Here is a 24,889-nt window from a genome sequence, read left to right on the forward strand (position 1 = left end):
CCTTTATCATACGATTCAAACATTAAAATTACATGAAAAATAAATAAAATGGACATAAAAAATAGCTGTTCAATGCATTAACTATAAAATGTCATTGAACAGCTTTTCTTTTTTATATGAACGCTTGAACCTGATTTATTCTTAAACCGTTACTAGCTTTGTTGGCTCCTCTGCATCCGTATCTACTAAATGAACAAACTCACCTGCGATAATCCCGCAAGATTGCAACGTTTGTGTCACACTCATACGCGCAAGCTCTTTCATATTATTATCTTTACTTAAATGAGCTAAATAAATATTCGTTGGCTTTTCAAATACTACCTCGCTCATTGCAATAGCAGCATCTTCGTTCGATACGTGTCCTACATCACTCAAAATACGACGTTTTATAGACCACGGATAGCGACCCATTTGTAGCATATTGACATCATGATTACTTTCAAACACGAAGGAATCTGCGCCACGGATAATGCCCTTCATACGATCACTAACATAGCCTGTATCGGTAATAACCACGAGTTTACGACCATTTTCATGAAATGAATAAAACATCGGATCTGCTGCATCATGTGAAACAGCAAAAGATTCTATAGCTAAAGAGCCAAAATGCTTCACCGTCTCCATTTCAAACTCAAAACGTTGCTCTAGCAAAATATCTCCAACGAGTCCATCCATTGCTTGCCACGTTTTAGCATTTGCATATACCGGTACATTGTATTTCCGAGCCAAGACACCAATTCCTTTAATATGATCACTGTGCTCATGTGTAACTAAAATGCCACTTAGCTGTTTCATATTGCGATCGATTTTTGTGAAGAGCTGCTCCATCTTTTTGCCACTTAAGCCAGCATCGACAATAAATGCATGATTATCGTTCTCTACATAAATCGAATTGCCTGTACTACCACTTGCTAAAACACTAAATCGCATCTTTAAACTCCCCAGTCTTCTTCTTCAACCTCTTGCTTTTCTTCTTGAATTTCAATAATCTTACCTTCCACAGCATCAACAAAATACTCTTCCATTTCACCATCTTCTAATTTCACTCGTACTTCCCATGTTGGCAATAGTACTTGTGTTTGCGTTAAATAGACAAGTGTGGAATAGCCTAGCTGCATCTTGTCAACATGTGAATCTGGCTTTAAAAGCCCTTTTGCGTATAATGCTTGCACCACTTGAATCGGCGGTAGCACACTTTGTTGTTGCTCCACTTCCTCAATATTGTCTAGCATCGTTTGTTCATACATCGTTACTTCATCGTTGGCATTCCATTGTATTTTTAACAGCCCACTCTTATTGTAATAGAGCATTCGGTTATTTGTTTTTTGAAAGAAGATGGCTACACGCTCTTCACGATTAACCTTCCATAATCCATAGGAACTGCCTTCTTTAATATTTGCTTGCACAAATTCTGTGAAACTGGCATCGTCATTAACATTTCGCAATTTTACTGGATTTACGAGAATGACATGCGCCTCTTTTCCTTCTAATTTTGCATCTAAATTATTTACGCGATGATTAGAATTAGTAAAATCAGCAGCCTTAAAAGTGTGGACTTTACCCTTAATAAAGGTAGCTGATTCCACATTATTCGGCAGTATACCATACGTAATATTATCCTCTTTCAATCGAGCATCTATCGTTTTCTCACCTGTTACTTCAACACTTTGCGCCTCATTGTAACGATTAACATACAATGAATATAAGAATATATTTAATATTAAAAAGACAACTATAAAAATGGATTTTGTTCTATTCCAATCCATTTTTTACACCCCCAAGCATCTCAGGTGTCAGTAAAACCCATGAACCATTGCGAATAACAAACCAGCTTGGCTCTAATGTAAATAATCTTAAATTTTCATCTTGTGTTAAATAATATCCAACAGCAATTTCATCGATATCTGATAATACAATATTATTAAGTTTATGAATTTTTTCAACGATTTCTGTACCGGATGGCAGTTCTTTAATCTCTTTTTCCGATATGTCTAAAGAGAAGTATGGACGATTGTAGCGGAAAATGCGGGTATCTCCCCATACCGTTTTGATTCGCGTACTTGCTTGATCACTATAGACGGGGAACCCTTGTAAATACAGCTGGTACTCGATTTGATTTTTACTTGGATTGCTTGATACATAGCGGTAATCTGTTGTAAAGCCTCCGTGCTCATTGATAAATTCAAAACTATCTCGGAAGAGTTTCGATGGCTCTATGCGTTCACTACTTTCTGCCGCTGGATATACATAAGTCAATGATTTAAACCTTGTATCCACAGTCATTAGAGAAAAGCCATCGGTATATTTTTCAAATGTCGCACTTTCTACATTACGCTGTACAACGTTTGGCTCTGAAAATAAGACATTTTTAAATAATTCAGGTGAAAGTTCATTCATATAATACGTATATTTTACAGATTCAATTGTATCATTTGGCACGTAAAGCGACGTATAGCCATCTCGTTCCACTTCTTTATACGTACTATGCAGTTTAGATGGTTCAATAATATCTTTTGCAAATTGATTGGCATTTGTAATACTTACATGTGAGCGTAACAGAGTTTTGTTAGAGCTACTAATGAAATACATTTGTACTTCTTTGTTAGCGTAATTTGTCCAATCGATTATAATGCGATTAAACGTTGTCTCTGGTAACTCTTTTTCACCAAAGTTAAAAATTGTACCTAGCTCTGAAAATGGAATTTCCCCAGCAAAAAATACAGTCATACGGTTATTAGCACGTATCATCTCATTAACATTTTCTGGTGAAATATTATTGTTCACTCGAACTAGGTCTAGGATGTTCCAACCATGAAAGATATTCATAATATCTTTCATGACGCCGTTTGATACAGTACCTGTTAATTCTTCATCACTGCTATAAAGAGTTTTATACGGCTTAATAACATCTTCTATTTTCTTTTGTGTTCCAATTAAAATTTCCTTACCTTCTGTTTGCTCAATTACTTTGTAATCAGGCGTATATGTCCAAATAATAAAGGTTAGCACAACACTTAGCATAACGAGTAGAAATAAAACAATGGATTTTACCGGTTCTATATATTTCATTCCCACTCACCTGCCTCGTCAAAATCGTCTAATTCAAATGGTAATGTGAAGAAAACGGTTGTCCCATATCCTTCTTCACTTTCAGCCCAAATCTTCCCACCATGTGCTTCAATCATTTCTCGCGCAATCGCTAGCCCAAGACCTGTACCACCCATAGAGCGTGCACGGGCGCGATCCACCCGATAAAAACGATCAAAAATACGCCCTACATTTTCTTTTGGAATACCCATGCCATCATCCGAAATCATGACCTTCAGTGTATCTCCTTGGACGGTAAAACCAAAACGTACACTACCCCCATCTGGAGAATATTTTATTGCATTTGAGATCACATTATCAATTACTTGCGTCACCTTATCCGTATCAATTTCAACGTAATAGGATGTCTCTGGAAGTAATCGTTCAAATGTTACATTTTCTGATTTAGACATTTCAAAGCGATCGATAATCCGATTAAAGAATGAATTAAATAACACAATATCTGTGTTCAATTTGTAATTACTACTATCCATTCGTGATAATTGTAGTAAATCATTCACTAAACGAATCATTCGCTCTGTCTCTGTTTGCGTAACATTTAAAAATGTAGGTGCTATATTTTCGTCTTTCCAAGCCCCATCAATTAATGCCTCAAGGTAACTACGCATCGTTGTTAATGGTGTACGAAGTTCGTGTGAGACATTCGATACAAACTCTCTACGCTCCATTTCAATCTTTTCCTGCTCCGTAATATCATGAAGTACAGTAATTAACCCATTAATAAACCCTGTTTCTTTTTGAATTACCGAGAAATTGGCACGTAAAATATACGGTGCCTCTGATGTGCTAAAATCCAAATTGACGGCATCATTCATATGGATTAAATCCTCAAAGCTATATTCTTGGTCGATGCCTAACACCGAAGCGATTGGACGTCCCAATGTGATATCCCTCGAAATATGCAATAACTCTAAGGCTGGATCATTAATAAGAATAATGCGTCCTTTACGGTCTGTTGCAATTACACCATCGGTCATATTACTAAGGACCGAATGAAGTTTCCGTCGTTCAGCCTCTGTCGTCGATTGAGACTCTTGCAATCGATTGGTTAAGTGGTTAAATGTAGTAGCCAGTTGGCCAATCTCGTCAGTTCCATAGACTCGTACTTTACGAGAAAAGTTCCCTTTCGCCATGGCTTGTGCTTGTTTACGCATATCAGCAATCGGCTGCGTAATAGTACGCGCTACTAAAATGCCTAAGAAAATAGTAACCACTAATGATACAGCGGTACCCCCTAGGAAAATACGGTTAATATCACTCATTTGCTCAAAAACAGATTCAATATTTGCTTCAATGTATAGCACCCCAATAATTTCATCATCAGGTCCAGCGCCATCACGAATTGGCGTTGCCAACACCCATACTCGATTTCTCGTTTTATTGTCCAATTTTATCAGATCAAATAGTGTTTCGGCTGATATTGCTCGACGGACAAGGTCTGTATTCGAACGTTGTCCTATTAAATTTTGATTATCTACTTCTGAAGTTGCAAGTATACGCTGTCTACTATCAATTACGCGAATTTCTAAAATATCACCTGTCGAAACATCCTTCAACCCTGTGGAAAATTCTTTTACAATGGATTTCAAACTTTCCTCAAGTGAAGGCATACTTTCATCGCGTTCTTTTAAAATTTCTTCACGAATGCTATATTGCATCAAATCTACACGCTGAAAAATAGACTCTTGAAAATTACTTTTCAAATTTTCCTCTAGTTGCTTTGCAAAATAGATGCCTATAATTTGTAACGCCAACATAATCAACAAAATATAAATTAGTACAAGCTTGACATGAATTGATTTAAAGAAGCTTACTTTCTGCATTTCCTTTACTCCTGTTCAGGATTTCGTAAATAATACCCTACGCCACGTCTAGTGACAATCCATGCCGGATGACTTGGATTATCCTCGATCTTTTCACGAAGGCGACGAATCGTTACATCGACTGTACGTACGTCTCCGAAATAATCGTAACCCCATACAGTTTGTAAAAGATGCTCACGCGTCATCACTTGTCCAATATGTTTTCCTAAATAATGTAGCAATTCAAACTCACGATGTGTTAATTCAATTGCTTCATCGCGCTTCATCACCTGATAAGCGTCAGGTTGAATAACAAGAGAGCCTACTACAATCTCATTGGATGTTTCCTCTTCTTCCTCTGCTGCAGGAGCTACTACTTGAAGGCGACGCATATTCGCTTTCACACGCGCGATTAACTCACGAGTACTAAAGGGCTTCGTTACGTAATCATCCGCACCCATTTCTAACCCTAATACTTTATCAATCTCTGAGCCTTTAGCGGTTAACATAATAATAGGGAAATCGTATTTTTTTCGAATTTCTCTACAAACTTCCATACCATCTCTTTTTGGTAACATTATATCTAATAGCATTAAATCTGGCTGCTCTTCCTCAACCTTTTCTAATGCCTCATCTCCATCATACGCACAAATTACTTTGTAGCCTTCTTTAATTAAATTAAACTGTAAAATATCTGCGATTGGTTTCTCATCGTCAACAACTAAAATTGTTTTACTCATACATTCTCTCCCTTTCGCTATTCATCTATTCTAAACAATGTGTATTTGTAAAGTTACTACTCTTAACTGTAACATGCTTTTTGCTTCCATGCATTATTCACAAACAGTTTCCGTATTTCGACAATTATTTCTTGGGAAATAATTTAGTTTTTTATGCTTACTATACAAAAAAGCAGCCCACTATTTGGACTGCCTTTTACAATTACTGACCTACATATGATAAAGGATTGACCAGCTCACCATTTTTCTCAACTTCAAAGTGTAAATGTGTACCTGTTGAATTTCCTGTAGAGCCCATAATTCCAATAACAGAACCTTTTTCAACAACCTGCCCAACGCTAACCTTTATAGAAGATAAGTGTCCATAAAGCGTTGTATAGCCGTTTTTATGATTAATAACAATGCGATTACCATAGGTACCCGAAACGCCAGCAGCTACTACTACACCATTATCTGAAGCTAGTATATTGTAGTTACTAGGACGAGCAATGTCGATTCCGCGATGGATATCACCCCAACGTTGTCCCATAACACTAGATACATAGCCTCCGACTGTTGGCCAAACAAACTCACCCGTTCCACGAGACGAGATTACTTTTGTCCCTACTACTTCAATATGATCCACTGGTTGTTGTAACACTTTTTCTTCTAAAGCTACTTTAGAGGTACGTGTGCCATTTTCAGTCGTGATTAAGTAAGAGGTTTCCTTTTTCCCGTTAACGCCTTGTTGTTTTATAACGGACTCCCCTTTGTACATTGTAGGGTCTTCTTTCATTATTTTTTTAAATGGAATTGTATCTGTAACGGTCTTTTCTTGTTTTACTTCAATAGTTACAAATGGTTTTGCAACCGTAACATTTAGTGCTTGTCCTATTTGTAACACGGTATCTACTGTCAGACCAGGATTTAATTCAACTAATTCAGCAGTTGTTAAATTATGTTTTTTAGCGACTGCTCCTAATACATCCCCTGATTGAATTTTATATTCTTTTTGCTCAAGGGATCCTGTCATTAAGTATTTCACTGCCTCTTCAGGCGATACAATGGCATTAGGATTTACTTTTTGTGTTACACCTGAAACACCTTGTTTAAACGCAATATTTAACAGGCGTGATTCACCAGACTGTAAAGCTGGTAATTCATTTATAGATTGTTGGTTAGCAAGTAAATCATCTAACGCTGGTTGAGAAACATATTGTAGCTTTAATAAGCGAATTGTTTCTTCATAGGCTTTCGCATCTTTTAAAAAGGTGATTGGCTTATTATCTACTAGTAATGCAAAGGCAGGTGATTGTGCAACTAATGATTGCTCTAATTTTGCCAAAGTTTCTGCATCCTTTGTTTCATTACTAAACACTTGCTCTGGTATTATTTTCACAACCGAGTTAGCATCGATTAATAAGTCTTTATACTGATTACTTGCTTGCTGTTCTTTCAATGCAATTATTTCTTGAACAGCTTTGTCATCAGATACAGCACCCATATATTCATTTTCTACATATACATGATATATTTTATTTAGTGTTTCTTTATGATTATTTTCTTTTGTAAAGCCTGCGCTTATTGTGAAACTAGCCATTAGTACCGCAATAATTGACACTTTTTTAAAAGAAGAAAAATTGTAGGTGAATCGATTGCTTTCTTCTTTTTTATTACAAGACGAACTCATCAATAAAGCCCCTTCCAACTTTAGCCTAACATAGGTTTAATTACCCACAAAGATTTTGCACCACTATAATGTACCATAAAGAAAATGGCGTTTGAATATTTTATCCCTTTTGTAATGAAAATGTATTATTTCTCTACGAATTGTTACATAAATCTTATATTTGATAATCTTATTCTCACTCCTTTTATTTTTAAATTAGGAAGTATTATCCTTATTATTTTGTTTTAAATGAGTATTTAAACATATTTCTTTTTACTTTTTCAATATTTCGATAAAATAGAGTAAGAGACGTATACTAGTTGATTGGAGCGATTGATTTGAGTGATTCACAGACCACTAAGATAGCTAAAGCAAGACAGCAAAAAAAGAATACAATTCGGAAAATAACCGCCCGAATTGTTATGGTTGCCATAGGTGCTATCATTATGGCATTAGGACTAGAGCTATTTTTAGTACCCAACCACATTATGGACGGAGGAATCGTTGGTGTTTCCATTATTACCTCGCATTTATTAAGCTTACCCCTAGGTATTTTCATCTTCGTTTTAAACTTACCTTTTATCTTTTTAGGCTATAAACAGATTGGTAAAACATTTGCACTTTCTACAGGGCTTGGCATCACAGTGCTCTCCGTAACCACAATCTTCTTACATAATCTTGAACCATTTACAACAGACACTTTACTTGCGACAGTTTTTGGTGGCATGATTTTAGGTATTGGTGTCGGTATCGTTATACGTTACGGTGGTTCTTTAGATGGAACTGAAATTTTAGCCATTTTATTTAATAGAAAATCTCCATTCTCAGTCGGAGAGATTATTATGTTCTTCAATGTACTGATTTTTACCATTGCAGGTTTTGTTTTCACATGGGAGCAAGCTATGTACTCTATCATTGCCTATTATATAGCCTATAAAATGATTGATATTGTTATACAAGGGATGGAAGAGTCAAAATCTGTTTATATTATCAGTGATGAAATTGAAGAAATTGGTCAAACTATTATGGATCGACTTGGTCGTGGGGTTACTTTTCTTCACGGGGAGGGGGCCTACACAGGCAACGACAAAAAAGTTATTTTTACCGTTATTACACGCTTGGAAGAATCAAAATTGAAAACAATTGTTGCGGAAATAGACGACCATGCATTCCTTGCAATAGGGAATATTGCAGAAGTTAAAGGTGGCCGCTTCAAGAAGAAGGATATTCACTAAAAAGCACAGCTTGGACAAAAGAGAAAAAGTGTTAGATTGACTCAAATCAATCTAACACTTTTTACTATGTCCGTTGTTGTCCGCTACGGCGGACGCTTTCCGCGGGCACACCGTAAGCCGCAACCCTCGCTGTCGCGCGGCTTGTTGCGTCTTACGTGCTGTGCGTTCCCGCAGGAGTCGCCCGCCTTCGCTACCAACAACTATAAGGTTCCATTCATTTTAAACAGTGGAGATTTACGAATACCGTTTTCCCTCTTTTTAAAATTGATCCTCGTCTCTTGATTATGCTTCCCAAATGTCTACTAATACATTTGTTTGTTCACGACCAGGGCCGACAGAGAAGGTAGCAATTTGAATGCCCGTTAATTCACTTACACGTTCTACATAGCGTCGTGCATTCTCTGGTAACTCTTCTAATGTGCGGCAGCCTGTAACATCTTCTGACCAGCCTGGAAGCTCCTCATAAATAGGTTCACATTGTTCAATAATATGAAGATTTGCTGGGTACTCTGTAATTGTTTCATCTTTATATTTATAAGCTGTACAGATTTTTACAGTGTCTAAACCTGATAAAACATCAATTGAATTTAATGCTAAATGCGTAATACCACTTACACGGCGTGAATGGCGAACGACAACTGTATCAAACCAGCCTACACGACGAGGGCGTCCAGTCGTTGTACCATATTCGCGACCTACTTCACGAATTTGCTGACCAACTTCGTCAAATAATTCAGTTGGGAATGGGCCATCTCCTACACGTGATGTATAGGCTTTACATACTCCAATAACACTTGAAACTTTTGATGGGCCAATACCTGCACCAATCGCTACACCACCAGCAACAGGGTTTGAAGAAGTAACAAATGGATAAGTCCCTTGATCGACATCAAGTAAAATACCTTGTGCCCCTTCAAATAATACTCTGCCACCTTCATCTAATACATCATTTAAAATTTTTGAAGTATCTGTAACATATTTTGCGATTTCTTGTCCATAACCGTAATATTCTTCGAAGATTTCTTCGAATGTTACACCTTCCACTTCATAAAATTTCTCGAACAACTTATTTTTAATTGCTAAATTATGACGTAGTTTTTCTTCAAATACTTCTTTATCTAATAAATCAGCCATACGGATACCGATACGTGCTACTTTATCTTGATAGCAAGGTCCGATACCTTTACAAGTTGTACCGATTTTGTTATCGCCACGGCTTTCTTCATCTGCGATATCTTGTTTAATATGATATGGTAAAATGACATGGGCACGATTTGAAATTCGAAGATTTTCTGTATTGATGCCTCGTTCCTGCAGTCCTTTTAATTCTGTTACAAGTGATTTTGGGTTAACAACCATCCCATTTCCCATTACAGATGTTTTTTCTTTGTAGAAAATACCTGATGGGATTAAATGTAACTTATATGTTTCACCATTAATTTTAATGGTATGTCCAGCGTTATCGCCACCTGCAAAGCGGGCAATAGCATCTGCCTTTTGTGAAAGGAAATCTGTAATTTTACCTTTACCTTCGTCTCCCCACTGTGTTCCTACAACTACAACTGATGTCATAATCAGCACCTCCGTTAGATACGTATTGTATCTCATTAATCAAGCCGTAAATTATTGTAACAATGTTAGAAACAACTCGTCAATAAAAAAATAGTTAAAAACACGAACATAAAATCAATTACTATGATTTAACGTTCGTGTTTAATGACGGAATGGTATGAATATTATCTCATTAATAGATAAATATTACTAATCACGTGGTGGCGGTGGTGGCATTTGTGACCAATCCACGTTTATAAATTTATTGAATTCCTTTTTAAAAGCAAGTGTAACTGTTCCTGTAGGACCGTTACGCTGTTTAGCAATAATAATTTCAATCATATTTTTACTCTCGGACTCTTTATCGTAATAGTCATCACGATATAAGAAGGCAACAATATCGGCATCCTGCTCAATACTTCCTGATTCACGTAAGTCACTCATCATTGGTCGCTTATCCTGACGTTGCTCCACACCACGCGAAAGCTGTGATAGTGCAATTACTGGTACCTTTAACTCACGTGCTAATCCTTTTAATGAACGTGAGATTTCTGATACTTCTTGTTGACGGTTCTCTCCAGGCTTCCCACTACCCTGAATAAGCTGTAAGTAATCGATTAGAATCATTCCAAGTCCATGCTCTTGTGCTAAACGTCTACACTTTGCTCGAATTTCATTGATACGGACACCTGGCGTGTCATCAATAAAAATACCTGAATTCGATAAACTTCCCATTGCCATCGTTAGTTTACCCCAATCTTCGGTAGTTAAAGCACCTGTACGTAAAACTTGTGCATCAATATTTCCTTCGGCACATAGCATACGCATGACAAGCTGCTCAGCACCCATCTCTAATGAGAAGATGGCAACATTTTCACGTGCTTGTACAGCTACACTTTGTGCAACATTTAACGCAAAAGCCGTTTTCCCTACAGAAGGTCGTGCCGCAACAATAATCAAGTCATTGCGTTGGAAGCCTGCTGTAATATGGTCTAAATCACGGAAGCCTGTTGGAATACCTGTTACATCGCCCTTACGTGATTGAAGCTGCTCGATATTATCGAATGTCTCGACTAAAACATCTTTTACATGTTTAAAGTCGCCAGCATTTTTGCGGTTGGCGACCTCCATCATTTTCTTCTCTGCTTCGCCGAGTAATGCCTCTACCTCGTCCTCACGTGTGTAGCCATCTTCAACTATTTTTGTAGCTACACGGATTAAACGACGTAATAACGCTTTTTCCTCAACGATTTTGGCATAGTGAGCAACGTTTGCTGCCGTAGGGACAGCATTGGCGAGCTCTAGTAAATACGATAGCCCGCCAACATCCTCAATCTCTTTTTTTGCTGATAATTCCTCAGTAACTGTTACAACATCTATCGCTTTTCCTTGATCACTTAAACGCAACATGGTCTCAAAAATCTTCTTATGCGCGTTTTGGTAAAAATCATCAGCTAACAGAATTTCCGATGCTGTGATTAGTGCCTGTGGTTCTAGAAAAATTGCACCGATAACCGATTGCTCCGCTTCCCGGTTATGCGGTGGAACGCGGTCTATCATCGGTTCGTTCATGGATAGTCGCCCCTTATTCTTCCGTTACTTGTACTTTTAATGTCGCTGATACTTCATGATGTAGTTTTACAGGTACATTTGTAAAGCCTAGTGCACGGATGCCATCAGGTAAAGTCATTTTGCGTTTATCAATTTTAATGCCATGTACTTTTTGCAGTGCTTCTGCAATTTGTTTTGTCGAAACTGAACCGAATAAGCGTCCACCATCTCCTGATTTTGCTTTTAACTCCACTGTTAATGCTTCTAGCTTTTCTTTTAAAGCTTGTGCTTCAGCTAATTCTGCTGCTGCGTTTTTTTCTTCTAGTTTCTTTTGACCTTGTAATTGGCTCATTGCTTGTGCATTTGCTTCTGCAGCATAACCGTTTTTAATTAGGAAGTTTTGTGCATAGCCATCTGCTACATTTTTTACTTCCCCTTTTTTTCCTTTACCTTTAACATCTTTTAAAAATACTACTTTCATAATTCAGAACTCCCTTCGAGTACCTCATATATGGCCTCTTCTAAATATTTTTTTACTTCACTAATGGAAAGTGCTTCTATTTGGCAAGCAGCATTTGTTAAATGCCCGCCACCGCCGAGCCTTTCCATGATAAGCTGTACATTTACTTCTCCTAATGACCTTGCACTAATACCAATTTTACCATCAGCACGATGCGCAATGACAAAAGATGCGTTTACATCTTTCATCGTTAGTAAAATATCAGCCGTTTGCGCGATTAAAACGGAATCGTAAATTTTTGAATCTTCACCTACGGCTAGTGCGATGCCAGGCTTCACGAATTTCACAGTTTGCACAATTTTCGAACGTTCAATATACGTATGGATGTCTTCTTTTAGAAGTCTTTGTACTAAAACTGTATCGGCTCCATTTGTTCGTAAATAAGAAGCTGCCTCAAACGTGCGGGCACCTGTACGAAGTGTAAAACTCTTTGTATCTACAATAATCCCTGCTAATAGCGCGGTCGCTTCTAGCATATTAATTTTTGCCCGCTTTGGCTGATACTCTAATAACTCAGTAACAAGCTCTGCTGTAGACGAAGCATAAGGCTCCATATACACAAGCGTTGGATTTTCAATAAAGTCTTCACTACGACGATGATGGTCGATTACGACTACCTTTTCCGCAAGCTTTAATAAGTATGGATCAATGACTAAATTCGGCTTATGTGTATCTACAATAATAAGTAAGGATTTTTCAGTCATTTTTGTAGCCACTTCTTCTGGCGTTAAGAAGTGCTCGTAGAAATCGGATTTACTTTCAATTTCATTCATTAAACGTGTGACACTACCGTTCAGTTCATCAAAATTAATGACGACATAGCCTTTTACATCATTCATTTGAGCCATTTTGCGAACTCCAACAGATGCACCAATAGAGTCCATATCAGGATTTTTATGCCCCATAACAAACACTTGGTCACTGTCTTGTATTAAATCACGTAGGGCATGTGAGATAACCCGCGCCCTAACACGTGTACGTTTTTCAACAGGGTTGGTTTTCCCTCCATAGAACTTGAGCTTTCCTGTAGGTTGTTTGATGGCTACCTGATCCCCACCACGACCTAAAACAAGATCCAAACTCGATTGGGCTAATTCACCAAGTTCGACTAGTGAAGAAGAGCCAGCACCAACACCAATACTTAGTGTTAGTGAAAGGTTTTTTTGTGCTGTCTTTTCACGAATTGTATCTAAAATAGCAAATTTTTTCTTTTCTAGTTCTGTTAAAATCGATTCATTTAAAACTGCTAAAAAACGATCCGATGAAATTCGTTTGACAAATATTCCGTGCTCCGCTGCCCAGTCATTGACAATAGACGTTACCATCGTATTAGTTAAGCTACGCGGCTGGTCATCCATTGCTTGTGTAATTTCATCATAGTTATCGACAAATAAAATAGCAATAACTGTACGATCTGCAAAGTATTGTTTTTCAATTGCAATTTGCTCTGTAATATCGAAGAAATATAGTAGACGCTCCTCTTCCTTGTAAAAGACACGATATTTACGATCACGAAGCGTAATCGTTGCTTCTTTTGTTTCCTCGGTCTTCATCAGTACGTAGATGTCGTCGGATATATTGACAATTCCTTCACCCACTAATGCCTCATTGTTTAATACATTTTGCATATATGGGTTTGACCACTCAATTTCGTATTCCTCATTGACGAGCAATATCCCAATCGGCATTTCAAGTAATGCCTCTTCCCCAACCTTTTTCATACGGAAGGAAATGGATTCTATATGCTTTTCGGTCTCTTCAAAAGTAGCTTTTTCAATTTTCCATGTGTAGGCCATTAACAACGCAAAGCCTACTCCATAGCCAATACCAATCGCGATATTCCAAATACAAAGAAGCGCGAACGTCACAATGCCAAAAATGGAAAGAACAAAAAGCGGATAGCGGATTGGTCGTTTTCTAAAAGTCCCCATTACTCATCAGCCCCTTATTCCTTAGTCTTCCCTTTCACAAGTGAACGCACGTCGAAACCTAAATCTATAATACCGAGTAAGATAATGAATGATGATAGTGGAATAGCTAAAATGGTAGCTATCCATTTGACAACACTCGGCATTCCTTTCGTCGCAATGAAATAATGAATAAATGATATTCCTTGAAGAATTAATAAAAGCCACAAAATATAAGACACATTTAATACAATAATATCTAGCATAGAGCCCGCTTCTGGACGTATAAATAGATTAATACACAAAATAATCATGTAGTACCATAAAATAGAGCGCGGAAGTCGCATATTTTCATATGCTGGAAATTTTGGTACTGCTAAACCTAATCGTTTTAAAATAGGTAAATTCAATGTAATGATAATAAATGCTATTAAAAATGCAAAGATTGTTACTGTCGAAGGTATTGTTAGCTCAATTGTGTTAAGCATAGCCTCCATTTGTTCAGGTTGAATAGCGATTTGACCTGTCATACTTTTAGCAAGCTCGTTGGATTGCTCATAACTATCTCGGGCAATGTCCAAGCTCATTTCCATCACGTTAATTCCCGCTAATTGCACATAGGCTAAATAGACAAGTGCTGACGATAAAAGTACCGCGATACCAGATGACATGAATAAATAAAGTTTGCTCTTCTTTAATTGAATTGCATTACCTATGATTACCCCAAGTAACGCCATAATAAAGGCGAATGGTAGCATAAACAGTCCACTCGTTAGCACAGTTAATATACAACCTACAACTGCGACGAGTATTGATGAGGAACGCTTGTAATTTGCGCTATACCAAGCAATTGGTAATGGAGTAAATAGTAAGGCTACTAAAGAAATAATTGGTACATATGCTGAAGCAATCATTAAGATTGTAAACATTGCAACCATCATCGAGCCTTGTACAAGCGCCTTTGTTTGATTATTCGGCATTGAAAACCTTCCTTTTTATCAGTCAAACTTACTAAACTTTATTGTACCATTTTTTCACCTTATTGAACAAAAAACGCTAAGAACGTCTAAAGGCTTTTTGATGAAATAATGACAAAAGTGAAGTTTCCTTATCAAAATAGGATAATGGTATGGAATTTTACTATTTTGGGGCAAAAAAATCACCACAGATAAAGGAGAAAATAAAAAATGAGTCCGGTACAATACCGAACTCAAAATACCAAAATTCACCGAATAATAGCTACATATCACCCACGGTTTGAGCGTTTTAAAAAATCCCCGCCGAACTCATCCTATATTCTTTATCAGCATATTGAGAACTTAAATGACTATGAGTAGCCATAACGATAGTCGTTCCACTTTCAGAAAGCCTTTTAAAAAGGTGAAACACTAAAATTGTCGTATCGTCATCCAATGACCCAGTCGGCTCATCAGCTATCAACAATATAGGCTTTTTAATCAGTGCTCTGATGACTCCTACTCGTTGTCTTTCTCCACCAGATAACTTGTCAATTTTCTTATCAAGTAAATGATTAATTTTTAAACAGGCACTTAGTTCATCGAGATATGCCGTGATTTGCTTTTGATTATAGTTGCCTAATAATAAAGGTACTACGATATTTTCCCGAACTGTAAGGTTGCGAATCATTGGATTGTATTGTGATATGTATCCGATTCGACTGCCTCTTATTTCCGAAAGCTCATTAAGATTTTGGGCATGCATTTCTATACGATCCAAAATATATTTACCACTATCCGCTTTTTCAAGTCCAGCCAATATATTTAAAAGTGTGCTTTTTCCAACGCCACTAGGTCCTTTTATAGAAATGAATTGATTGTTAACAATTTCTAAATTAATGTGATGTAATATTATTTTTTCATTATACGCTTTTACGATGTTATCTAAAGAAATAAAGCTTATGATTTTAATCACCCTTTAACTTTTCAATGATATTCGTCGTTGCTAATAATTGATTCACTAATATATAAACTACGACATAGAATAACAACCAAACCAAGAACCCAGCAATTAATAAAATAGATAGTAGCGTAATGTCTTGCATAAATAGAACGGTGCACAACAATGCCAGTCCTATACTCATACCATTGAGGGTTGAAAATTGGAATTGTATAGTTTTTTTAATTTTATTATTTGTAACCCCACTCATAATGAACACTAAATACGTATCGAATTGTCTTTTTATGAAACTCTTAACGAACAAATAGAAAGCACACAATATGAAAATAAATACAACACCCGATATTGTAAAAATAAGTGTTTGATTGGCATCAACCATTTTGTATAAAAGATTCACTGATAGCGAATTCGCACCAATAATTTGATAATTAGTGAAATTCGTAACTTTTCCTATGTCTGCAACTTCCTTTCTTAACTCAAGCGCGTTTAAGTTGGTCATTAAATAACCACCCATGTTACTTAATAGAAGTGCGCGAAAGAATATTTCATCTACCTCTGTTTTTTGTAACAACATAGAAGGTTGTTCAGAAAGCGACATGGAAGGCAGTAGAATGTAGCGATTGAGCACTTGCTGCGGTTCAAGATTAGTGAAAATAAATGAATTTTCCTTTGCAAAACCGACTACTCGCCCGACAAATTTTTCATAGTAATAATGAAGCTCTAATTGGTCATTTAACTTATAGTATTGACGATAGTCAGAGCCAAGAATGACCGGTATTTCATTTTTTCCTGCTACGTAGACATAAGCAGAATCATCAAAAGGCTGTCCTTCCACCAGTTCAACGACATTATAATCAAAAACGGATTTAGTAATTTGAATCGATTTAGTGGATTGATAAAACTGCCCATCGTACTCGTATACATCATTATTGGAACCAAATTCATAGTTGGCGGAGAACTTCTTATCAGGGGGATATTGTTTTAGGCCTATTGGTTGCGATACGGCATTATAAAAGATCAATTTACTATTTTCAAATACCCGGTTATTAAAATCATTGAGTATATCATAGTTTTTTACATCTTTAAAAAATTCAATTTCTCTTTTACCGATTAAATCATCCGTAATCTGATAGATATTGTAGTGATGAAATTTACTTGCTGAACGTATTTCTATTTTTGAAATATTTATATTTACTAACAGTACAAATAAAACGGCAGAAAATAGAAATGAAAGTAACCCTATAAACAACGTAAACCATTTATTATTTTTCAGTAGAAGTCTAGCTGTATTCAAAACGATCTTACTCCTTTTTTAATCAAGGACTTTGTCATGAGCAGACAGGCTAAAAAATACACTATAAATGTTACTAATATATAGAAAACAGATACGTAGTACCACTGATTCCCCCAAATCGAATAGAAATGGTTAAACGCTATTAATGATAAAAATGCCAATAACATGATCATGATGAGCGCAATGAATTCTAATTTAAACACTTTAAGAAATATAAGTTGCCATTTCCCTCCTGCAAAATACAATATTTGAACAATAGATTTTTTACTTTGAATGGCATAAACGACTGAAACAGCTTGTGCAATAATGACAAATAGTAAAGAAATGATTAAGAATCCTTTCAATAAAATATTGGAAGTTAATATGGCAGTTCCTCTATCCTCGTTTTCAAGTAGCTGATAACTCGTATTAGGAAATATTTTTTCAATTAATAGATGTGGATTGCCACTTTCCACATTGAGAATAAACTTCGTTCCATTTTTCAAGTTGATTTGTTGAGACATGACTATATACCATGCCTCTCTATTTAAGTAAGAGGATGGTGTGTCAAATTGTCCAATAACGAGGCTTTTCATATTTCTTGACAGTACCTCTTCAGGAAAAACATTGCCTGTAATTATATAGTCTGTTGAGCGTGGTTGTTTTTGATAGTTTATAGGTGGCAACTTTACGGATGGATGAATATAAATATATTTTAATTGTGGATTGTCTAGTTTATATTGCATTAACAAATATGGTTCTTCTAAGTCAATGTCTAGAGAAGGCTCTTCGGTTTTAATAATGAATTCAACAGCATTTTTACTGATATAGCCATTGTTAATCATATTGGTATAACTAACAGAGTCCAGTATATAAAGCAAGGAAGTGGCGCTAGTAAACAATAGCAACGTTAGTAACAAAAACCTACTAGATACTAAACAGTTTTTCACTTTGTTTTACCTTCATTGTAAGAAAGAGGATGGGACAAAAGAGATCTAACACTTTTTTGCTGCGCCGTTGTTGTCAACTTCGGCGGTGCTTTCCGCTCAGCACAGTAAGCCGCAACCCTCGCTAACGCGCAGGTTTGATGCATCTTACGCTGTGTGCGTTCTGAGCAGGAGTCACCGCCTCCGCTACCAACAACTAGATAGCTAAGTTCTCCATATAGCAAATTTATGAACACCTTTCCTCTGTTCCCCAAATTTTTTTAGTTATGTCCCTGCCTCTTCATGTATATTATTTTCCGTAGTAGGTTTTTGCAACCCAGTCTAAATCTCCAGGGTGCCAACCGCTAATTGCTTGTGTTGTACCAAGCCCCCATACACGGCCACTATCTGCTGCTACACTACCCGTAATAGCCGATTCGTAACGAGCTCTAGAATAATGGTATACACCCGGCCAAGTCGTGTTTGCAATAACACGTTCATACACTGCTGAACCTCTTCTAGTATAATCTTTTGTTGCCCTATGTACAGGGTTAGTAGTAGCCAATGAAGAAATACTGCTATCTTGTCGTAAAGTAAAATAGCCCGTATCTTCACTCCACCCGCCATAAATCGTTGGGTCATCTAGTGTTACTGCCTTTGCTGAAGATAAAATTGTGCCGCTTAAACTTAATGTAAGTGCACCTACCAACATCCATTTTGTAGTTTTCAAATTTAACACCCCTTGAATTACAAAATAAATTTTAAAATTTTCAATATTATAATAATTTAAAATATAATTATCTGTCAATATTCTAAATTTAATAAAAATTGATAGTTTTAATAGTGATGTTTATTTAGACATCTATGTAAATCTGCCTCCGTTTTTAGGGGTTTGTTCTGTATCGATTTTCAAGGAAATAAAAAAGCACAACAAGGCATTAAACCTTGTTGTGCTCAATCATCTTATTTATCTTCAGATACGAATGGAAGTAATCCCATAATACGAGAAACTTTGATAGCTGAAGTTAATTTACGTTGGTACTTAGCGCTAGTGCCAGTTACGCGACGTGGTAAAATTTTACCGCGTTCAGAGATGAATTTTTTTAATAAATCCACATCTTTATAGTCGATATGCGTAATGTTATTAGATGTAAAATAGCAAACTTTACGGCGTTTGCGGCCTCCGCGACGTGGTGCCATAGTGATGTCTCCTCCTTATAAGTTTATAGTTTTTGTAGCTCGAAGAATTAGAATGGAAGATCGTCTTCTGATACTTCAATCGGTCCCTTGCTATTCGCAAACGGATCTTCGTCTACTCGTGTATAGTTCGGCTGATTCATTGGTGGTTGATTTTGCTGATAAGAAGCACCGCCGCCAAATGAACCTTGCTGAGGCATCGCGCCACCATACTGTTGTTGTGGTTGTCCACCGCCATATGACGGCTGGCTATTAGCGTAAGATTGTCCGCCGTATTGGTTCGATGCAGGAGCACCTCCACCACTACGAGGCTCTAAAAACTGTACGCTATCTGCCACAACATCAGTTGTATATACACGCTTACCATCTTGTCCTTCATAGCTACCTGTTTGGATACGACCTTCTACTCCAATCAAACTTCCTTTTTTCATGAAGTTCGCTAAGTTTTCAGCCTGTTTACGCCAAGCAACGCAGCTAATGAAATCTGCTTCTTTTTCACCTTGTTGGTTTGAGAATGTACGATTCACAGCTACTGTAAATCGAGTAGACGCAATACCATTCGGTGTGTAGCGCAGCTCAGGGTCTTTTGTTAGTCTTCCAACTAATACGACACGATTTATCATCAGAATGCAACCTCCTTTTCAGCATTTTGTTTAAAATTATTTTGCTTCTTCGCGAACTGCAATGTGACGAATGATATCTTCGCTGATGTTAGCAAGACGTGTGTATTCGTTGATTGCTTCTGAAGGAGCGTTTACTTTCACGATTTGGTAGTAACCTTCGCGGAAGTCTTGGATCTCGTAAGCTAAGCGGCGTTTGCCCCACTCTTTTGCTTCGATGACTTCAGCACCGTTAGAAGTTAAGATTTCGTTGAAACGTTCAACTAAAGCTTTCTTCGCTTCGTCTTCAATGTTTGGACGTACGATGTACATTAATTCGTATTTTCTCATCTGTTTACACCTCCTTATGGACTCAGGCTCTCCTGTTTGCAGGGAGCAAGGAGTAAGTAATAAATATTACTCACATCAATGAATTGTAACACATTGGCATCTGTCTTTCAAGTCGCAATCAAATAATTCATTCGATATAATGAAGATTACTAATTTCATGAAGGAGGACTTCTATGTTACCCGATCAAAAACCCGAAGTAATTGAATTAGATATTAAGAAACTAATGATGGATAGTGTTGTTATTACTAGTGGCCTCGCTATTTTATTTATTGCCATACAATTCATATGTATGAAGGAGTTTCAAATTTCGGTTTGGCAAATGCTAAGTGGATTTATCCTTTTTGTCGTACTTTATATCGTGCTTATCATATTGCATGAAGCCTTTCATTTAATTGGCTTTATGCTCTTTGGTGGCGTGCCTTTTAAATCGCTAAAATACGGTATTAACTTAGAGCTTGGGGTAGCCTATGCAACGACCGACAAACCTCTCCCTAATTATGCAATGAAAAAGGCGTTGTTATTGCCATTTTGGACAACTGGTATTGTTCCAACCATTGCTGGCTTTTACTTTAACAATACCATCTTACTACTTGCAGGTGCCTTTTTAATTGGCGGAGCAGTCGGAGATTTCGCCATGTATAAGGAATTACGCAAATATCCTAAACATGCTCTTGTAGAGGACGATCCTCAGTTACCAAAGCTGTATGTTTATCCTCCACAGAAAACGGATAAGTAATGGCTATCTTCTAGGAGCATAAGTTATTATGGTGTTAAAAATCCATGTTGTGCAGCTGTACATAAATTTCGCCAAATGCGGTTAATCGTTGCTGTTTCAATAATAGCGTCCATTCCGAGACTGCGAATAATACTATTAGCAATGTCCACACAGTCAGCTGCACTTTCTTTGCTCATTTCCGTAAACTGTTGGTATTCTTGCTCTGTCAGTTCAATTCCCTGTTTATGTTTTTGCCAATAGATTGTCAACATAGCGTAAAAATGTTCTTCAATCTGTCTAAAACGCTTTAGTTGTTGCATATAAAGAAACTGCAATGCGCCAATACGTTCTGTGCGATGGGATTCTTTATTTTTTCGTTCAATGACAGTTGCAGCCTCCTCTAAGAAATTCTCCGTAATGCCCAGACAAACACTTAAAAAAGAAGCCTCTGCAAAAGTGCCAAACGGAAAACGATAGACTGCATTATCATAATTATTTTTACAAATACCTAATTGGAATGTTTGATCGAATGGTATCCATATATCTTGTACTCGGATTGTATGACTTGCTGTTGCTTTTAGACCCATTGCTTGCCAATCATTGATAATTTCTACTTGCTCCCGGCTCACCGCGCAACTAATGATTTTATCTGTCAGCATACCATCTTCTTTAATAAAGCAATTCATGGTAAATGTTGTTGCATAGTCAGCACCACTACAATACTTCCACTGCCCTGTTACCGAATAACCGCTGTCCATTTTTACGGCTGTACCTGTAGGGTAGCCGCTCCCTGCTATTACTGCATCGCTTGGTGAAAAAATCTCTTCAGCTATTTCTTGCTTAAACGTTGGCACAAACATATTTCCGCCTGTTCCTATTGTCACAAGCCAGCCAAAGTTTCCATCGATAGCAGACATGCGCTGAAATACTTTTATTCCTTCGAGTAAGTCTAAATCTTTACCACCTAACTCTTTTGCAATAAATAATTTAAACAATCGTTGCTCATAAATAATTTCTAATATATCTTGTGGTAACTTTCCTGACTGTTCGATTTCTAAAGCCCGCTTTTTTATTTCTACTATGTTCATAATATCCCCCTTTAGAAATTGAAAATTCTGATATCTATATAACCAAAAATAGGCTATCCCAAACATGAAAAGATTCGCTAGGAGATAGCCTATTATGTTTTTATGAATATAAACTAAGTTCTGTTCGTATTTCATGAGAATTGCTTACATTCATAATGGCAATTTTAAATTACACGTTAAAGCGGAATAACATGATATCGCCGTCTTGTACAATATATTCTTTACCTTCAAGACGTACTTTCCCCGCTTCTTTCGCAGCAGCTTGTGAGCCTGCTTCTACTAAATCATCGAAAGCAACTGTTTCTGCACGAATAAATCCACGCTCAAAGTCTGTATGAATAATACCAGCACATTGTGGTGCTTTCATGCCTTTACGGAATGTCCATGCACGTACTTCTTGGACTCCAGCTGTGAAGTATGTGGCAAGACCTAATAAATCATATGAAGTACGGATTAGTTGGTCTAAACCTGATTCTTTAATGCCTAGTTCTTCTAAGAACATCGCTTTTTCTTCATCGTCAAGCTCAGAAATTTCTTCTTCAATTTTTGCACAAATTGTAATGACTTGTGCACCTTCAGCTGATGCATATTCACGTACCTTTTGAACATATTCATTATTATCTGCATCTGCCACTTCGTCTTCTGAAACATTGGCAACATAAAGCATTGGTTTAATCGTTAATAGGTGAAGACCTTTAATCACTTTTAGTTCGTCCTCTGAAAGTTCAGCAGCACGAGCAGGTCGTCCGTTTTCTAATTCAGCTTTGATTTTTAGAAGAATCGGTTCTTCCACCATCGCTTCTTTATCTTTTTGTTTTGCCATTTTGCTTACGCGTTGTAAACGTTTATCCACTGATTCTAAATCAGCAAGTGCTAGCTCTAAATTAATTACTTCAATGTCATCAATTGGATCTACCGCACCTGACACGTGTGTAATATTTTCATCTACAAAGCAACGTACTACTTGGCAGATTGCATCTACTTCACGGATATGTGCAAGGAATTTGTTTCCTAAGCCTTCTCCTTTAGAAGCACCTTTTACGATACCTGCAATATCAGTAAATTCAAATGCTGTTGGCACAGTCTTTTTTGGTATTACTAACTCTGTCAGTTTGTCTAAACGTGCATCAGGTACTTCAACAATACCTACGTTTGGATCGATTGTTGCGAATGGATAGTTGGCAGCCAAAGCGCCCGCTTTTGTAATTGCGTTAAATAATGTTGATTTTCCAACGTTAGGTAAACCAACGATTCCAGCTGTTAATGCCATAAATGGACACAACCTTTCTATAATCAGTTCAATTTTGTTTCTGTTAAACCACAGTATTATGACACTCTAACGCCTAATCCGTAATGAAGGAGACCGACACAAGCAATTACACCCTACGTCATTTTGTCCAGATTTTTCTTTCGAGCTTCCTTGTCAAAAAGTTTCTCTATAAATCTGTCCATTCGCTGGGGCAATTCACTTGAAGCAATCGGGATTGAAATCCCCCATGAATTTAAGTGCATAGTTGGTATTCCCCACCTAAGGGCAGGGAACTTCTGTTGAAGCAAGTTAAAGTTTTCTTTATAACCCTATCTATTATATTGATTCGCCCATAAAAAGTCTAATACACAAAAAGCTAGACTTCACTTGCACGCTTTATGATTTTCTTCATTTTTTTCTCAAATTCTCGACGCGGAATCATCACACTGTGCTGACACCCTTCACATTTAATGCGCACATCTGCACCCATTCGAATAATTTTCCACTCATTTGTACCACATGGATGTTGTTTTTTCATTTCGACAATATCATTTAGATCAAATTTTTTTGCTTCCATATTATTCACTTCTCCCATCATCTTTTCCACTTCCACCATATAACATCATTTTAGGATACGCCATAGGAATATCATGTTCCTCAAATAATTGCGTCACATCACGGCGAATTGTTCGAGCTACGCCATATTGTTGTTGTGGTAATGTTTCAGCGGCAATGCGAATCGTTACTTCTGTTCCCTTTACATTTTGGACACCTAAAAAGGTAGGTACTGCCACAAGCTCTTTATGCATATCAGGTAGTGTTTCTAAATACTTTTTAATAAGCCCTTCTGCTTTTTCGAAATTTGCATCGGTTGTCATTTGTAAATCTATAAAAATTTTCGAGTTATTGATAGAGTAGTTAATAACCTCGCCAATTGCACCATTTGGAATAATAAATTGCTCCCCAGTAGCACCATTAATCTTTGTTGTACGTAATCCTATTTCTACAACCGTTCCTTCCGCTGCGTTTATTTTAATATAATCCCCTACACCGAACTGGTCTTCAAAAATAATAAAGAACCCTGTAATCACGTCCTTTACTAAACTTTGCGCACCAAACCCGATAGCTAAACCGACGATTCCCGCCCCTGCAAGTAAGCCCGCTACCTTAATGTTCAGTGAAGAAAGAATAGCTATAATTGCAGAAAAATAGACAACATACGAAATAACACTTTGTAATAATCTTGCAATTGTTCGTTGTCGGCGTTCTGAATGATTTAATGGTGAGCGCATTCGTATTAAAAATGCTTTTTTAATAAATTTTTTACCTAATCGAACAGCTAACCACGATGCAATAAGGATGACTGTAATCTCAAAAGTTGCCTCAATTACATTGTCCCAAAATTTCTCGGACGTAAATATATCCCATTTCTTCTCTATCCATTTCTTATTTGAATCCATTATTACCACCTCTTGAATAACTTGTTAAAAATTTGCGTATACTGCATAAAA

General features: G+C 37.0%; 24 protein-coding genes. 2 read left to right on the forward strand and 22 right to left on the reverse strand.

Going from position 1 to position 24,889, the window contains the following annotated elements; all coding sequences use genetic code 11:
- Positions 1–141: 141 nt before the first annotated feature.
- The 6 genes from I5435_RS22935 to I5435_RS22960 form a co-directional block, all read right to left on the reverse strand.
- The gene (locus I5435_RS22935) at positions 142–930 is read right to left on the reverse strand and encodes an MBL fold metallo-hydrolase (protein ID WP_337983043.1); all 789 of its coding nucleotides are present in this window, start codon (positions 928–930) and stop codon (positions 142–144) included.
- A 2-nt stretch (positions 931–932) separates the two neighbouring features.
- On the reverse strand, positions 933–1,766 hold the full coding sequence (locus I5435_RS22940) for a two-component system regulatory protein YycI (protein WP_231785343.1): 834 nt from the start codon (positions 1,764–1,766) through the stop codon (positions 933–935).
- Positions 1,753–3,069, reverse strand: coding sequence for a YycH family regulatory protein (locus tag I5435_RS22945; protein ID WP_025220898.1), 1,317 nt, complete (start codon positions 3,067–3,069; stop codon positions 1,753–1,755). The genes I5435_RS22940 and I5435_RS22945 overlap by 14 nt, the downstream gene beginning before the upstream one ends.
- Positions 3,066–4,931: a cell wall metabolism sensor histidine kinase WalK gene (gene walK, locus I5435_RS22950; RefSeq protein WP_024364333.1), complete on the reverse strand. Its 1,866-nt coding sequence runs from the start codon at positions 4,929–4,931 to the stop codon at positions 3,066–3,068. The genes I5435_RS22945 and walK overlap by 4 nt, the downstream gene beginning before the upstream one ends.
- A 5-nt stretch (positions 4,932–4,936) precedes the next feature.
- Positions 4,937–5,650, reverse strand: coding sequence for a response regulator YycF (yycF, locus tag I5435_RS22955; RefSeq protein WP_024364334.1), 714 nt, complete (start codon positions 5,648–5,650; stop codon positions 4,937–4,939).
- Positions 5,651–5,852: 202 nt separating this feature from the next.
- A complete protein-coding gene (locus I5435_RS22960) occupies positions 5,853–7,319 on the reverse strand; it encodes a peptidoglycan DD-metalloendopeptidase family protein (protein ID WP_337983044.1) in 1,467 nt (488 codons plus the stop codon).
- A 401-nt stretch (positions 7,320–7,720) separates the two neighbouring features.
- On the opposite strand from I5435_RS22960, the gene I5435_RS22965 reads away from it, so the two are divergent.
- Entirely contained in the window at positions 7,721–8,533 is an 813-nt protein-coding gene (locus tag I5435_RS22965; RefSeq protein WP_167397278.1) for a YitT family protein, read from the forward strand.
- A gap of 282 nt (positions 8,534–8,815) precedes the next feature.
- Here I5435_RS22965 and I5435_RS22970 read toward each other — a convergent pair whose 3' ends face one another.
- The 12 genes from I5435_RS22970 to rpsF form a co-directional block, all read right to left on the reverse strand.
- Positions 8,816–10,105, reverse strand: a complete 1,290-nt coding sequence (locus I5435_RS22970; protein WP_024364654.1) for an adenylosuccinate synthase — start codon at positions 10,103–10,105, stop codon at positions 8,816–8,818.
- A 189-nt stretch (positions 10,106–10,294) separates the two neighbouring features.
- Positions 10,295–11,656, reverse strand: coding sequence for a replicative DNA helicase (gene dnaB / locus I5435_RS22975; protein ID WP_024364653.1), 1,362 nt, complete (start codon positions 11,654–11,656; stop codon positions 10,295–10,297).
- Between the two features lie 13 nt (positions 11,657–11,669).
- Positions 11,670–12,116, reverse strand: a complete 447-nt coding sequence (rplI, locus tag I5435_RS22980; RefSeq protein ID WP_024364652.1) for a 50S ribosomal protein L9 — start codon at positions 12,114–12,116, stop codon at positions 11,670–11,672.
- A complete protein-coding gene (locus I5435_RS22985; protein WP_025220901.1) occupies positions 12,113–14,086 on the reverse strand; it encodes a DHH family phosphoesterase in 1,974 nt (657 codons plus the stop codon). Before I5435_RS22985 ends, rplI begins: the two co-directional genes overlap by 4 nt.
- Positions 14,087–14,100: 14 nt before the next feature.
- Entirely contained in the window at positions 14,101–15,042 is a 942-nt protein-coding gene (locus tag I5435_RS22990) for a YybS family protein (protein ID WP_231785345.1), read from the reverse strand.
- 286 nt (positions 15,043–15,328) lie between these two features.
- Positions 15,329–15,994 (reverse strand): ABC transporter ATP-binding protein, encoded by a 666-nt coding sequence (locus I5435_RS22995; RefSeq protein WP_051147788.1) that lies wholly within the window; start codon positions 15,992–15,994, stop codon positions 15,329–15,331.
- Positions 15,987–17,273 carry a hypothetical protein gene (locus I5435_RS23000; protein ID WP_337983045.1) on the reverse strand — a complete coding sequence of 429 codons (1,287 nt, stop codon included), beginning with the start codon at positions 17,271–17,273 and terminating at the stop codon, positions 15,987–15,989. The genes I5435_RS22995 and I5435_RS23000 overlap by 8 nt, the downstream gene beginning before the upstream one ends.
- On the reverse strand, positions 17,270–18,202 hold the full coding sequence (locus I5435_RS23005; RefSeq protein WP_153062816.1) for a hypothetical protein: 933 nt from the start codon (positions 18,200–18,202) through the stop codon (positions 17,270–17,272). The genes I5435_RS23000 and I5435_RS23005 overlap by 4 nt, the downstream gene beginning before the upstream one ends.
- 286 nt (positions 18,203–18,488) lie before the next feature.
- Positions 18,489–18,908 carry a hypothetical protein gene (locus I5435_RS23010; RefSeq protein ID WP_108031099.1) on the reverse strand — a complete coding sequence of 140 codons (420 nt, stop codon included), beginning with the start codon at positions 18,906–18,908 and terminating at the stop codon, positions 18,489–18,491.
- Positions 18,909–19,141: 233 nt separating this feature from the next.
- The gene (gene rpsR, locus I5435_RS23015) at positions 19,142–19,378 is read right to left on the reverse strand and encodes a 30S ribosomal protein S18 (protein ID WP_024364646.1); all 237 of its coding nucleotides are present in this window, start codon (positions 19,376–19,378) and stop codon (positions 19,142–19,144) included.
- Between the two features lie 47 nt (positions 19,379–19,425).
- Positions 19,426–19,998: a single-stranded DNA-binding protein gene (gene ssb, locus I5435_RS23020; protein ID WP_024364645.1), complete on the reverse strand. Its 573-nt coding sequence runs from the start codon at positions 19,996–19,998 to the stop codon at positions 19,426–19,428.
- Between the two features lie 36 nt (positions 19,999–20,034).
- Positions 20,035–20,325, reverse strand: a complete 291-nt coding sequence (gene rpsF / locus I5435_RS23025) for a 30S ribosomal protein S6 (protein WP_024364644.1) — start codon at positions 20,323–20,325, stop codon at positions 20,035–20,037.
- Positions 20,326–20,498: 173 nt separating this feature from the next.
- Here rpsF and I5435_RS23030 point away from each other — a divergent pair, with 173 nt between their 5' ends.
- On the forward strand, positions 20,499–21,062 hold the full coding sequence (locus I5435_RS23030; RefSeq protein ID WP_108031100.1) for a DUF3267 domain-containing protein: 564 nt from the start codon (positions 20,499–20,501) through the stop codon (positions 21,060–21,062).
- 26 nt (positions 21,063–21,088) lie between these two features.
- On the opposite strand, the gene I5435_RS23035 is transcribed toward I5435_RS23030, so the two are convergent.
- The 4 genes from I5435_RS23035 to I5435_RS23050 form a co-directional block, all read right to left on the reverse strand.
- Positions 21,089–22,129, reverse strand: coding sequence for an acyl-CoA dehydrogenase family protein (locus I5435_RS23035; RefSeq protein ID WP_024364642.1), 1,041 nt, complete (start codon positions 22,127–22,129; stop codon positions 21,089–21,091).
- Positions 22,130–22,298: 169 nt separating this feature from the next.
- On the reverse strand, positions 22,299–23,399 hold the full coding sequence (gene ychF / locus I5435_RS23040) for a redox-regulated ATPase YchF (protein WP_024364641.1): 1,101 nt from the start codon (positions 23,397–23,399) through the stop codon (positions 22,299–22,301).
- 355 nt (positions 23,400–23,754) lie between these two features.
- Entirely contained in the window at positions 23,755–23,955 is a 201-nt protein-coding gene (locus tag I5435_RS23045) for a DUF951 domain-containing protein (protein WP_024364640.1), read from the reverse strand.
- A 1-nt stretch (position 23,956) separates the two neighbouring features.
- Positions 23,957–24,838: a mechanosensitive ion channel family protein gene (locus I5435_RS23050; protein ID WP_108031102.1), complete on the reverse strand. Its 882-nt coding sequence runs from the start codon at positions 24,836–24,838 to the stop codon at positions 23,957–23,959.
- Positions 24,839–24,889 lie beyond the last annotated feature (51 nt).

The sequence above is a fragment of the Lysinibacillus sp. C5.1 genome, assembly GCF_016350185.1.
GTDB lineage: Bacteria > Bacillota > Bacilli > Bacillales_A > Planococcaceae > Lysinibacillus > Lysinibacillus sphaericus.

Coding starts and splice junctions, on each gene's coding strand:
- I5435_RS22935 (WP_337983043.1), bottom strand. CDS start 930: ATGCGATTTAGTGTTTTAGCAAGTGGTAGTACAGGCAATTCGATTTAT.
- I5435_RS22940 (WP_231785343.1), bottom strand. CDS start 1,766: ATGGATTGGAATAGAACAAAATCCATTTTTATAGTTGTCTTTTTAATA.
- I5435_RS22945 (WP_025220898.1), bottom strand. CDS start 3,069: ATGAAATATATAGAACCGGTAAAATCCATTGTTTTATTTCTACTCGTT.
- walK (WP_024364333.1), bottom strand. CDS start 4,931: ATGCAGAAAGTAAGCTTCTTTAAATCAATTCATGTCAAGCTTGTACTA.
- yycF (WP_024364334.1), bottom strand. CDS start 5,650: ATGAGTAAAACAATTTTAGTTGTTGACGATGAGAAACCAATCGCAGAT.
- I5435_RS22960 (WP_337983044.1), bottom strand. CDS start 7,319: ATGAGTTCGTCTTGTAATAAAAAAGAAGAAAGCAATCGATTCACCTAC.
- I5435_RS22965 (WP_167397278.1), top strand. CDS start 7,721: ATGGTTGCCATAGGTGCTATCATTATGGCATTAGGACTAGAGCTATTT.
- I5435_RS22970 (WP_024364654.1), bottom strand. CDS start 10,105: ATGACATCAGTTGTAGTTGTAGGAACACAGTGGGGAGACGAAGGTAAA.
- dnaB (WP_024364653.1), bottom strand. CDS start 11,656: ATGAACGAACCGATGATAGACCGCGTTCCACCGCATAACCGGGAAGCG.
- rplI (WP_024364652.1), bottom strand. CDS start 12,116: ATGAAAGTAGTATTTTTAAAAGATGTTAAAGGTAAAGGAAAAAAAGGG.
- I5435_RS22985 (WP_025220901.1), bottom strand. CDS start 14,086: ATGGGGACTTTTAGAAAACGACCAATCCGCTATCCGCTTTTTGTTCTT.
- I5435_RS22990 (WP_231785345.1), bottom strand. CDS start 15,042: ATGCCGAATAATCAAACAAAGGCGCTTGTACAAGGCTCGATGATGGTT.
- rpsR (WP_024364646.1), bottom strand. CDS start 19,378: ATGGCACCACGTCGCGGAGGCCGCAAACGCCGTAAAGTTTGCTATTTT.
- ssb (WP_024364645.1), bottom strand. CDS start 19,998: ATGATAAATCGTGTCGTATTAGTTGGAAGACTAACAAAAGACCCTGAG.
- rpsF (WP_024364644.1), bottom strand. CDS start 20,325: ATGAGAAAATACGAATTAATGTACATCGTACGTCCAAACATTGAAGAC.
- I5435_RS23030 (WP_108031100.1), top strand. CDS start 20,499: ATGTTACCCGATCAAAAACCCGAAGTAATTGAATTAGATATTAAGAAA.
- I5435_RS23035 (WP_024364642.1), bottom strand. CDS start 22,129: ATGAACATAGTAGAAATAAAAAAGCGGGCTTTAGAAATCGAACAGTCA.
- ychF (WP_024364641.1), bottom strand. CDS start 23,399: ATGGCATTAACAGCTGGAATCGTTGGTTTACCTAACGTTGGAAAATCA.
- I5435_RS23045 (WP_024364640.1), bottom strand. CDS start 23,955: ATGGAAGCAAAAAAATTTGATCTAAATGATATTGTCGAAATGAAAAAA.
- I5435_RS23050 (WP_108031102.1), bottom strand. CDS start 24,838: ATGGATTCAAATAAGAAATGGATAGAGAAGAAATGGGATATATTTACG.